General features: G+C 45.2%; 10 protein-coding genes. 3 read left to right on the top strand and 7 right to left on the bottom strand.

Annotated elements, in window-relative coordinates:
• Positions 1–828 precede the first annotated feature (828 nt).
• Entirely contained in the window at positions 829–2,022 is a 1,194-nt protein-coding gene (gene fabV, locus MHI45_RS00445; RefSeq protein ID WP_076111949.1) for an enoyl-ACP reductase FabV, read from the top strand.
• A 182-nt stretch (positions 2,023–2,204) separates the two neighbouring features.
• A complete protein-coding gene (locus tag MHI45_RS00440) occupies positions 2,205–2,573 on the top strand; it encodes a substrate-binding domain-containing protein (RefSeq protein WP_083675724.1) in 369 nt (122 codons plus the stop codon).
• A gap of 8 nt (positions 2,574–2,581) precedes the next feature.
• Here the strand turns inward: MHI45_RS00440 and MHI45_RS00435 are convergent, their stop codons facing one another.
• Positions 2,582–3,307, bottom strand: a complete 726-nt coding sequence (locus MHI45_RS00435) for an SDR family oxidoreductase (protein ID WP_076111953.1) — start codon at positions 3,305–3,307, stop codon at positions 2,582–2,584.
• A 195-nt stretch (positions 3,308–3,502) separates the two neighbouring features.
• On the opposite strand from MHI45_RS00435, the gene MHI45_RS00430 reads away from it, so the two are divergent.
• Entirely contained in the window at positions 3,503–3,862 is a 360-nt protein-coding gene (locus MHI45_RS00430) for a winged helix-turn-helix transcriptional regulator (protein ID WP_076111954.1), read from the top strand.
• A gap of 240 nt (positions 3,863–4,102) precedes the next feature.
• Here MHI45_RS00430 and MHI45_RS00425 read toward each other — a convergent pair whose 3' ends face one another.
• The 6 genes from MHI45_RS00425 to MHI45_RS00400 form a co-directional block, all read right to left on the bottom strand.
• Positions 4,103–5,110: a LacI family DNA-binding transcriptional regulator gene (locus tag MHI45_RS00425; protein WP_256718165.1), complete on the bottom strand. Its 1,008-nt coding sequence runs from the start codon at positions 5,108–5,110 to the stop codon at positions 4,103–4,105.
• Positions 5,111–5,194: 84 nt separating this feature from the next.
• Entirely contained in the window at positions 5,195–5,977 is a 783-nt protein-coding gene (locus MHI45_RS00420) for an MgtC/SapB family protein (RefSeq protein WP_341118796.1), read from the bottom strand.
• Between the two features lie 22 nt (positions 5,978–5,999).
• Positions 6,000–8,081, bottom strand: coding sequence for a methyl-accepting chemotaxis protein (locus tag MHI45_RS00415; RefSeq protein WP_083675726.1), 2,082 nt, complete (start codon positions 8,079–8,081; stop codon positions 6,000–6,002).
• 16 nt (positions 8,082–8,097) lie between these two features.
• Positions 8,098–8,907: a histidinol-phosphatase gene (locus tag MHI45_RS00410; RefSeq protein ID WP_076111959.1), complete on the bottom strand. Its 810-nt coding sequence runs from the start codon at positions 8,905–8,907 to the stop codon at positions 8,098–8,100.
• A 37-nt stretch (positions 8,908–8,944) separates the two neighbouring features.
• Complete coding sequence (locus MHI45_RS00405; protein ID WP_083675727.1) at positions 8,945–9,784, bottom strand: sugar ABC transporter permease; 840 nt, start codon at positions 9,782–9,784, stop codon at positions 8,945–8,947.
• The gene (locus MHI45_RS00400; RefSeq protein WP_076111961.1) at positions 9,784–11,094 is read right to left on the bottom strand and encodes a sugar ABC transporter permease; all 1,311 of its coding nucleotides are present in this window, start codon (positions 11,092–11,094) and stop codon (positions 9,784–9,786) included. Before MHI45_RS00400 ends, MHI45_RS00405 begins: the two co-directional genes overlap by 1 nt.
• Between the last annotated feature and the right edge of the window lie 78 nt (positions 11,095–11,172).

Raw genomic sequence — 11,172 nt, 5'->3', positions numbered from 1 at the left:
TAAATCACTTGCTCAACGAGCTCATTCTGAATTACAGCAAGTGCTTTTAGATCTTCTTCGGAGTTCAGCTTATTTCGAAGAAATTGATATGCCTCATCGGAATCGGTCCATCGAATGTTTGATTAAGGGTGGAAGCTTGCAACTGATAATTCAACATTAGTATCTTTAATTCCTTTTAAGTTTTCGAAAAGTAATCTCTGCTTCTCAGTCAACATATCATAGAACCCCTCCGTCAATAACTAATCTTTGTTCTATTATATACCTGTGTATTATTCAACTCTCCTGCCGTTAGTTCAATCAAAAGCAGCCGTTCCTTTTGGACGGCTGCCGAGTTGGTTTGGTTTTTTTCAACTATCGTTTCCCGTTAGCCATACATGCAGCGCAAACGACGCACCACAGATGATGAAAATATATGTATCTGTTATACTGCTACTATGGATGGAAGAAGAAGGTGGATAAGCTATGGTGCCTACGAGCCCATCCGTTAGTCTGACTCCAACGATCACGGTGCATCACAGATGCTCCTTGTTTGATTCAACTATCCTTCATCATTCACTCAATGATTTATTTTGTCTCGGACGAATCGGATTGTTCACTACGGAGGACTTCATGCGTTATTTTCAATTGGTCCTGTATTCCAAAAAGCCATAACCCTCCCCCTTTTTTAAACCATTCAAAATTTAGGAATAGCTTCCTTTTGTGCATTTGAAATAAAAAGGGAGTATATTGTATTTTTGTCGAATTTGCAGTAATAAACATATGAGAAGTATTGAATACAAACAAGTGTTTCCTGTCACGTCAATATACATAAAGTGAGGAGCATATACCATGATAATCAAACCAAGAACACGCGGCTTCATATGCACAACTGCACATCCAGAGGGATGCGCCAGCCAAGTTCAGCAGCAAATACAAGCGATAACAAATCGGCCGAAGATTCTGGGTCCCCGTAATGTCCTGGTAATTGGAGCCTCAACCGGATATGGTCTTGCTTCCCGAATTACTTCTGCTTTCGGTGCGGGCGCAAGCACAGTTGGCGTATATCGTCAGAGCAGTCCAAATGGAAAACGGACAGCATCCGCTGGCTGGTATAATTCAGCGGCGTTTGAACGGCTTGCCGAAGAAGCAGGCCTGCAGTCATACAGTGTCGCCGGTGACGCTTTCTCGCAAGAAACCAAAGAGCGAACTATTGAGCTGATTCGCCAGAAGCTGGGACAGGTCGATCTTGTGGTCTACAGTGTTTCTACTGGACGACGGAGTGATCCGCAGACCGGTGAGGTGTATCAATCTGCGCTTAAGCCTATCGGGCGCACCTACACGAATAAAACGGTGGACTTCCATACCGGTGAAGTAAGCACCGTATCTATTGAGCCTGCCACAGAAGAGGAAATCCGCGGCACGGTCAAAGTGATGGGCGGTGAAGATTGGCTGCTGTGGATTAATGCTCTCCGGGAAGCGGGTGTGCTGGCAGACGATGCGACAACGATAGCCTACTCCTATATCGGGCCGGAGCTTACGGATGCGGTCTACCGCTCCGGAACCATTGGCCGGGCTAAGGATCATCTGGAAGCCACCGCCAGAGAGCTTAACGCGCAGATGAAGGTTCATGGCGGCCGCGCATTCGTCGTGGTTAGTAAAGGGCTGGTGACCCAATCGAGTTCCGCCTTGCCGGTTGTTCCTTTATACATCTCAGTCCTGTACAAAGTCATGAAGGAACTAGAACTGCACGAAGGCTGTATTGAACAGACGTACCGCCTGTTTGCAGATCGTCTCTATACAGGTGGTGAAGTTCCGCTGGATGAGGAAGGACGCATTCGTATTGATGACTGGGAAATGTCGCCTGCCGTTCAAGCTGAGGTAACCCGCATCTGGAACCTTTTGTCCACAGAGCATATGAATGAACTTACCGACCTGCAAGGCTACCGCAGAGAGTTCTTCCAGTTGTTTGGCTTTGAGAACGCAGAGATCAACTATGATGCGGATACGAACCCGGAAGTTGCTATACCAAACTTGTATCAATAAGTCTGAGATGCATCACATAGAAGTGATGTTACCGGTCAGGAGCTTTCATACTAGGCGGCAGAGCCTGCACGAGAACCTCTTTGTCCAGTCCGACTATAGCGTAATATCAGGGTGTTCCAATGCCGTTGCCTTTAAAACTGGCTGGGACACCCTGATATTACTCCCCCTTAGATGACTTCCATATCTTTGAGCTGGATGGGCCTCAGGAGGATTGGACAGGCAAATGGCAGGAAAAGATCATCCGTTATGCCCCCACTGCCTTTGTGTGTGCTTCACAGGACGCTCTGACCCGTACCTATCTGGCCTGTCAAATCACAGGCCATACCATTCCAGGCGACTTCTCCCTGATTGGACTAGAACCTGAAGCAGTATTGCCTGGCATCCTGCCCGATATCGCCCGGCCCACGTTGCCTGTGACGGAAACCGGGCATCGCGCTGTCGACCGGATGTTGTGGCGGATCGCTAACCCGCCCCTCCCCTATGAGCAGATCATGCTTCAGGGCGGTCTTCATGAAGGGACCACCGTCCGCAAAGCGCTCCCTCTCGCTTGAGGATGATCCTACTGCAAAAGATAACCCCCATCCGGGAACAAGGTGCTGCCTGTAGTGAAGGGATTCGTCATCAGGTAAAGTACTGTATGCGCAACCTCCTCATCAAAGCCCACACGTCCCAGAAGCGACAGCTTCTCGTATTCTTTAAAATGTTCTCCACGCGCACTGCCCTCCTGTCCCTCTCTCCAGATCGTGCCGGGTGAGACGACATTAACACGAGCGGGGGCTAGCTCCACTGCCAACGCTTTCCCTAAGCTCTCGATCGCCCCGTTGCACGCGGCGTAAGAAGCCCCTCCATCCAGCGGCCGCTGACTGAATGCTCCGGACATCAGCACTATTGAGCCGGTTGCTGACAAATAAGGCGCAGCATATTTAGCTGCAAAGTACTGCGGCCAGAACTTGCCCTCAAAACAGCTGACCGCAACATCGCGCTCTGCCGTGAGCGGACCGCGAACATATGCAGCTCCAGGCGTAAATAAGTGGTCAATCGTTCCGATTTGCGCAAAAAACTGCTTCAGCTGACTTTCATTCCGGTTATCCAGCACATGGAATTCAATAACGTTTCCTGCCTGCTGTTTAACATGCTCCGCCGCCTGAAGCAGCTTGTCCTGCGACCGTCCTGCGATGATGACCTGCGCCCCTAGCTTGGCGGCAGCCACAGCCGTAGCTAAACCGATACCCGAGCTCCCTCCAATAATGACCACTTTCTTATCTTTTAAATTCCAATAGTCCATATCTGCTTCTCCTCCGAGGTTCTGTACATTTTTGTTCATTATGAAATGAAAGAGTGTCGTCGTCCAGTACGCACTTTATTCGTACCTGGTACGAATTTTCGTACCTTCAGGCGGTGTGCAGACTGCGGAGGATGCAGAAAAAAATATATTCCGGTATGATAAAAGTACATCTACAAGAAGAGGAGGAAATGATTCGTGAATCTGCAAGAGCCCAGACTGGACGGGGTGCTGGCAACGCTCGAAGCGATCGAGGGGAAATGGAAGCCGCTGATTTTGTTCATTTTATTAATCGACGGTACGAAGCGCTTCGGTGAACTGCGGCGCCTCATTCCGGATGTCTCGCAGGGGACCCTGTCCAAACAGCTCCGCGAGCTGGAAGAGGCCATGTTAATTGAACGGAAAGTGTTCCCCAGTATCCCAGCAAAAGTTGAATACAGCCTCTCCGCTCACGGTAAAACGCTGAGCACCCTTTTGGACAATATGTGTGGCTGGGGGCGGGAGCATCTAAAGGTGCTGGAAGGATATAAGGAGACTGGCTGCTGCCAATCAAAATAACATGGATTCCGGTAACGGCAAAGAGAATCCGGGTTCTTGCCATACTTTCAAGCCGGGCCAAGTGGAAACGGCTTCGCCGTCCTCAAAAGGACGGTATCCGTTTCAGTGAGAAATAGAAGGATAATTTATAGCGTGAAGCATATAAATTCTTATATTTGAACTAAAGAAGCACCCTGCTCACAGAATATAAAAATCCTGCAAGCAAGGTGCTTCTTTTTTTGTAGTGATAGAACAGCGTGTCTAAACAACAATACGATTCGTGGACTCCCGTTCGATAATTTCCGAGGGAATTGTTACACTCTTGTGTACTAAGGCTGGCGAATTAGTATAGATCAACTCATATACGAGCTGGAACGCTTCGGCTCCTAGCACTGATGGATTGAGGTTCAAGCCGGTAATTGATGGCGACACTTTATCCAAATAGGCTGCATCATTGAAGGTAAGCATTCCGACGTCTTCCGGCACTCTCATCTGCTTGCGTTGACAATATTTCGTCGCGATTAGAGACACAATAGGTTCCATCGTCAGGATCGCATCGAAGCTGGTTCCTTCTCCGAGAACTTTGTCCAGAGCATTCGTTATATCTGCTTCTTCGTTACTGGAGTAAACGATATTCGTAGAAGCCTCTTCCGCACTCTCTTCAATAGCCCTCTGATAGCCGTGAATACGATCATAGGTGAAATCCTGCTTCACGTTCGCCGTCAGGAACAAAATATTGCGGTATCCTTTATCAAGCAAGTATCGGGTCGCCATATAACTGTCACGGATATTGTCGTTGTGTACGGAAAATACATTGTGGTTCAGACTGCTCCCGATCATGACAAAAGGAATATTGTTCTCCTGCATGCTATTCAACAATAGATCCTTATCCGAAGACCTCACGCTTGTAAAGATAAATCCCTTTACCTGGTTCTTCTTAAACAATTGAATCGACTTCTCGATTTGTTCTTCAACATTATAGTAAAGCGAGAATTGTACGTTATAATCCAGCTTCTTCGCCGCATTCGAAATTCCGCACAGCACATCGCTAAAAAATAGATTCTCGAGCATGTCCTTAGGATCTCTTGCAATCGAGAAGCCGATCGTTCCGGATTTATTCTGTAATTGAGATTGTACCGGCACATAATTTATTTGCTCCATAGCAGAGAAAACCTTAGCCCTGGTCTCGCTAGCGATATTGCCCTTTTGGGTAATCACTCTGGAAACAGTCGCGGGCGATACACCCGCTAGGAGAGCTACGTCTTTTATAGTAGTGATTTAAACCACCCCCGAAAAATGAGAGAACTTTTTTCTATAACAACATTCCCTATCTGTTTATTCTACTATGAATATTCAGTTTAAATCCAGTTTTCTCTTTGTTGATTCACCCCAATCAACGGTTTCTTTTGAAAGATTGGTAAAATTAGGTATTTCAATCGACAGTACATCTTCAAATGTGAAGATTCTATTAACCGCACTCATAATTTTATCCCCGCGGGTCAGTTTGACATTTAAGCGAACAAGGACTGCCTGCTGCTGATTTTCTTCCTTCTTTTGGTTGGATTGAACCAGCATTTCAGAAATTTGTATCTCTTGGGTCCCTAATTCGGCCACAATTTGTGCTAATATGTCTTGTCTATTATACATTTTGATGTTCATTTCGTATTTTCGATATTTACGCAACATGTATTTCTCCCACTTATTGAATACAAACAAGCTGACGAGTACAAGAAATGCAGCCAGAACAGCTCCGAAATAAAACCCTGCACCGGCACAGAGGCCGATGCCTGCCACAACCCAGATGGATGCCGCTGTAGTCAAACCGGAAACATACGAACCCATGCGAATAATTGCTCCTGCACCTAGAAATCCGATACCTGTAATGACCTGAGCCGCTAACCTTGCAGGGTCCATTCTGACATAGGGCTGATCTGCGAAATCACTGAATCCATAGATAGACAACAACATAATTGTTGCAGAACCGACGCAAACAAGAATGTGGGTCCGGAATCCGGCCGCATGGTTATTGACTTCCCGTTCAAATCCGATCAATCCGCCCAGTAATAAGGCCATCAGAATTCGCAGCGTCATATCCCAATAGCTGATGTGCCATATAGCTGAGCTTGCGCTACCCATTCACTTCCACTTCCCTTCGTATTCACTCTCCCCTATTCGTATGGAATTGAACCAGGGATTCTTTAAGCGTCTCTGACAAATTCTCCAATTTGTCGGAAAGGAACACCAGCTTCTCACTAATTTTTAATTGCTCGGTCGCTATAGAAGCTACTTCTTCCGAGGCTGCGGATGATTGCTCTGCCACCGCGCTTACGTTGCTTATCGATTCGGATAATATGAACTGTGATTGATTCAGCTCCCTGATGGAAGCCGTTGATGAAGCACTTTCCTGGATAAACAAGCCCATCTCCTCGCGAACGCTGTCAAAGATAGTTGAGGCTTCCTTGACCGAGCGAATTTGCTCGGTTAACAACGGAGAAGCCGTAAGCAATAAATCAACCGTTTCCTCAACTTCCTTTTGAATATCGTTTGTAATGTCCTGAACAACGCTTATCGATACTTTGGATTGATCCGAAAGTTTTCGTATCTCATCCGCGATGACCATAAATCCTTTCCCTGCCGCACCAGCTCTGACCGCCTCTATTGACGCATTCAAGGACAGAATATTCGTCTGCTGGGCCATTGTTGTGAGCACTTCCAGAATTTTTCGAATCGAGCTTGTGCTGTCTTTGAGCTTATCCACTTTACCTATCATGGATCTGGTCAATTCTTCAGTCGAATTCGTTTTTGTGATGAGATCACCCATATACCCGGTTCCCTCATTACTGATTTGATACACCCGATCAGCCGAGCCTTCCATCTTTGAATTGATATCAATCACTTTATTCATATTCATCCCGATGTTGTCAGCGTAATTCATCCCGTTCTCTGCTTCCATCGAAAGCCCCATTGCCCCTTGTGCAATTTCCTCAACCGCCACAGCGACCTCTTTCGCCATTGTGGAAGTGTTCTGGGAAACTTCAGACAACTCAAATGCGGTTTGCAATACATGTTGCGCGGAATCATTGGTTTTCCCCACCAGCAGGGAAATTTGTCCCATCATTTGGTTAAAGCTTTGTCCCAGTCGGCCAATTTCGTCCTGTCCCTTAAAATTCGTACGTACAGACAGGTTTCCTTTTTCCCCTTCTTCCATCAAAGAAGAGAGTTTCACCAGCGGTTTAGCTACCATGCGTATCATAATCATTCCAATACCAATGCTTAAAAGTGCAGAGAGTATGGCGATAATCATCGTGATTTGGATAATGTTTTTGGTTTCTTTGACCAGTTCACTAACTGGAGCAGAGCCTACCATCTTCCATTTAGACAATACAGTCTGTTTGTATACCACAAGCTGACTGTTGCCCTGCTCATCTTTGGTAAAGAAAGAGCCTTCTTCGGCAGTTTCGCTATCGGGAATTTTGAGGGATGACTCACTTTCCAGCAGCTCTGCAGCTTCAGCATGAACCACATGATTATCGTAATTAAGGATCATAATTTGTCCCGATTCTGCGATATTAACATTGGACAGCACATCGGTTAACGCTTGATCTTTAACTTCCAGCAAGAGAATGTATTCCGCATCTTTATTGTTCAAATTTTTAAGCAATCTTCCGATCATCATGGTGGGCTCTGTATTCAGCTCAAACAGGCCCTTCTTATGCACAGGAATATAAACGACCTGTCCATTGCCTTCGACCACTTTATCTAGCCATACCTTATTATTGGCTGTTATGTTGAGCGAACTCGCGCCTTTGGAATAAAAAATCTTGGTTTTATCCATATTCTTGGGTACAAGCCTTACGGAAAACAACTTTTGGTCAGAAGCCACGATGCTGTTAAGGTTCGCGACTACCGCATTCGACAGCTCTGTTTTCTCAGCCGTATTAATATGCGGTTTATTAAAGGAGACCAGTTGACCGGCCAAATCTTGATCGACCAGCAGTTGTCTTGAAAGGCCTTCATATACCCCGAACAAAAAATCCAGCTTGTCTGACGCCTGTACAACCGTTTGCAACGAGGCTGCAGCAACCTTTTTCTTAATAACATTCTTTGAGACAGTGTAGGAAGCTACTCCAAGTATGGATACCAGTACAACTATAGTGCAAAAAAACATGAAAAAGAGTTTTATTCCGACCGATCTTTTAAGGCTGCCGAGCAATCTCGCACCTGACATTCTGTTTTTCATGGACTCCTCCAGATTTCTAGGATTTGAGATCTAAATAATACGGCTTCCGTTGTTTAAAAATAACCCATCTTTTATAGCCTATATGTTCCAGTGTGTCACGAACCTGCTCCCATTCATTGCCGACCCGCTCAGGCTTATGAGCATCCGAACCAAATGTAATTTCCACCCCATAATAGTGGGCTTGCTCAATCACATCCATCGCTGGATACCAGTCCTCTAAAGCCGTCCGGAAGCCGCCTGTGTTCACTTCCATAGCCACGCCCCGTTCTGCCATCATTTTAAGCGTAGGAGCGATATGTGGCTTGTACAAATCAGTAAATGACTGATATCCCCGGTTGAACCTGTCCATATGTCCGATAATGTTAACCCACTCGCTTTGAACAGTGAGCTGTATGAGTTCAATAAACCGCCTGAACTCTGCTTCACGTTCTTCCTCGGAAGCGATACTCCAGTCCAGCCCTCTCATAATACAAGATGGGGATGTAAAGTGGATCGATCCGATTACAAAGTCAAGAGGAAATCGGCTGTAGATTTGGCCATATAAATCGATGTGCTCTTTAAAAACATCCGATTCCACGCCAATCAGCAGCTCAATGCGATCCTCGTATTTCTTCTTCAACCTGATAATTTCTTCTACGTATTTGAAAAATTCACTTTTGGCCATTGCCAGTCCCGGAAAAGGTCTGTCCTCCTCCGAGAAAAAATAAGGTGAATGATCCGAAATTCCAAGAATCTTTATTTCTTTTGAAATTGCGTTCTCTATATATCGCTCCAGCAAACCTACAGCATGGCCGCATCGTTCGTGATGTGTATGCAAATCAAACAACTGCTTCTCCTCCAATCTTCCTTAAACAATTTAACGGTTATCCTTTTTCGGCTCCTGCAGTCAGCCCCTCCACCAAGAAGCGCTGGAAGCACATAAATACGATTGTAATTGGCAATGCAACCAATACGCATCCTGCGGCAAAAATGGTAAACTGCGTAGAAAACTGAGTATTTACCATGTTATACAATCCCACTGCGAGTGTTTGCTGCTCCTTGGTACGCAGTACCATTTGGGCGAAGATAAAGTCGTTAAATGCCGCTGCAAACGAGGTAACAGCCAAGTACACAACCAAAGGTTTGGACAATGGCATAAATATTTTAAAGAATACGATCCAATGGTTGGCCCCGTCTATTCTTGCCGCTTCTTCCAAACTCCTTGGAATGGTGTCGAAAAAACCCTTAACGAGCAAATATCCCATAGCTGCCCCTGCGGAATATACAAATATCAGTGCAGAGTGAGTATTCAGCAAGTTCATGTTCAAGAGCAAAATATAGACCGCAATCATACTCATAAAGGATGGGAACATATTCAGAACGAACAACCCCGACATTAAGGTTTTCCGCCCCTTAAAACGGAACCGTGAAAACGCGTAACCCGTCAGCAATACAAAAAAAGTACTGCAAATCATTGAAACAACAGCAATCTTCAGTGTGTTCACGTACCACTGTGAAAAGGGGAATGATTTAAACAGTTCCTTGTAATGCTCTATTGTAAATCGATCAGGAAGCAGGTGCTCACTGTACAGCGCAGTCCCTGGCCGAAAGGAGGCTAACACAACCCATATTGCCGGGTAGATGGTTATAATGGCGATAACTGCCAGCAGAATATGGTGGACTACAGTGCTGAACATATTCTTGAGTTTCAGTTTACTAACCATCAGTTAATCTCCTCCTCTGTAAACGAACGTGTCCGACGCACATTCCAAATAGACAAGGTCGCCAGAATGACAAATATAATGATTCCAATTACAGAAGCGAAATTATAATTTCCTTGGTTCATCGTCAAGTTATACAACCATGTGATCAGAATGTCCGTGCTTCCTGCAAATTGATATTCACTATTGGCCGGATTACCGTTAGTCAACAGGAATATAGCGCTGAAGCTGTTCACGTTGCCAGCGAACATACCAATCAGAATTGGAGATAACGAGAACATGACGCTTGGGAAGGTAATCATTTTGAACTGCTGAAATGCCGATGCTCCATCAACATCCGCAGCCTGATACAGCTCTTTGGAGATGGTGGTCAGAATCCCGATAATGAGCAGCATGGATATAGGATAACCATGCCATAGATTAACCAGCAGAACCGTTGCCTTGGCCCAAGTTGGATCCGAGAGCCACGACGGGCCCTGTATACCAAACCATTTCAGATACTGGTTAATAGGACCAAACTGGGAGTTAAACATGTTGCGCATAACCAAATAGGAGACAAAGCTCGGAATTGCAAATGGCAGGATATAGATTGTGCGCCATAAAGGCTTCATGCGGGTACGCGAATTCTGTACAAGCAGCGCTACCGCAAAACCCCCGAAAAATGTGGATAGTGTTGCAAGTATTGCCCAGATGACATTCCAAGTGAATACTCCATAAAATGTCTTGGCCCATTTGCTTAACGTAAACAGTTCTTTAAAGGCATCGAAGCCAATCCAGTCTATCAAATTGGCTGGAGGCAGATGCTTTGGCGAAGAGTAATTCGTAAAAGCAATCATTACCGAGAATACTAGAGGCAATACAGTGAAGAACAATACAAATACAAGCGGGAGAGCAATAATGAACTGTGGAAATTTATGCTGATTAATATAATGTACAGTTTCTATGAATGTATGGGGTGTAATCCCTTGTTCGCGGGACTTCCCTGTTGTATATGCATCTTTAATGTTCGCAATGTACATATAAACAAAGACAATAAGTCCGAATAGGACAATCAAGGCCTGAACAATAAGGAAAATCGAATGATCTCCGGGAACCATCTTATATATTTTACCGACAAGCTCTAAGTGCTGCGCATTCTCGCCAAGGGTAAAGATCCCCCATAATGCTTCTTTCAGATTAAAGATAATGTAATATAATCCACAACCATATAATAGGAGCATCAGAATTCCCTTTATGTATTGGCGATTATAGATTTGCCCTAAACCCATTGCTAGAACGGAGAGAATTGTAGCCGTCTTCCTATTCTGGTTCATCTTCAGTGACACATCTCCTTTAAATGAAGCAATTATAGAACGTGAACTTGAGAATCTTACGTTTTAAAATGGCTGAGT

The organism is Paenibacillus sp. FSL H3-0321, assembly GCF_038002865.1.
Lineage (GTDB): Bacteria > Bacillota > Bacilli > Paenibacillales > Paenibacillaceae > Paenibacillus_AQ.
This window is presented reverse-complemented; position numbering and strand designations above follow the sequence as displayed.